The sequence below is a fragment of the Vibrio sp. 10N.222.49.C9 genome, assembly GCF_041474985.1.
GTDB classification, from domain to species: Bacteria; Pseudomonadota; Gammaproteobacteria; order Enterobacterales; family Vibrionaceae; genus Vibrio; species Vibrio crassostreae_C.
In genome coordinates this window covers 1-422 of record NZ_JBFRVD010001647.1, presented here as the reverse complement: position 1 = coordinate 422, position 422 = coordinate 1, and the positions used below count along the sequence as shown (strand labels likewise).

Annotated in this window: 1 protein-coding gene; it reads right to left on the bottom strand. The window is 45.3% G+C overall.

Going from position 1 to position 422, the window contains the following annotated elements:
- Nucleotides 1-14: 14 nt before the first annotated feature.
- Nucleotides 15-422 (bottom strand): exonuclease domain-containing protein (locus tag AB4585_RS29650; protein ID WP_372172425.1); only part of this gene is annotated, 408 nt, incomplete at its 5' end.

The window sequence follows — 422 nt, the reverse complement described above, 5'->3', positions numbered from 1 at the left end:
GTACAAGACGGCAACTAGAGCATAGCTAGTGCAAGCTTTGCCAAATTGTAAGCATCCGTATAGCCTGAATGCTGCCTGCCTTCCCACTCAATGTTTAACGCTTCTTGCGCCGCTCTGTGACCAATTCGCTTTTCTCTAAGGCGATGTTGCATGCGGTACAAGGTCGCGAGGTTTACAAACTCAACAAAGGGAAAATCAATCCCTTTATCTTTGCATTCGTTGCGAAAGATAATGTCGTCGCGTCCCCAGCTGGCGTAAATCTTGTTCGCTCCACCAAAATTTTTGATCATCGACTTCATTACGTCCTCAAGAGGTCTACCCTGCTTTTCAATCTTACGTGCAGAGATACCCGTCAATTGAGTACAAAATGGAGAAACTTCGTCTTTTTCAGGCTTCACATAATATTGCGCGCGCTTAACGAT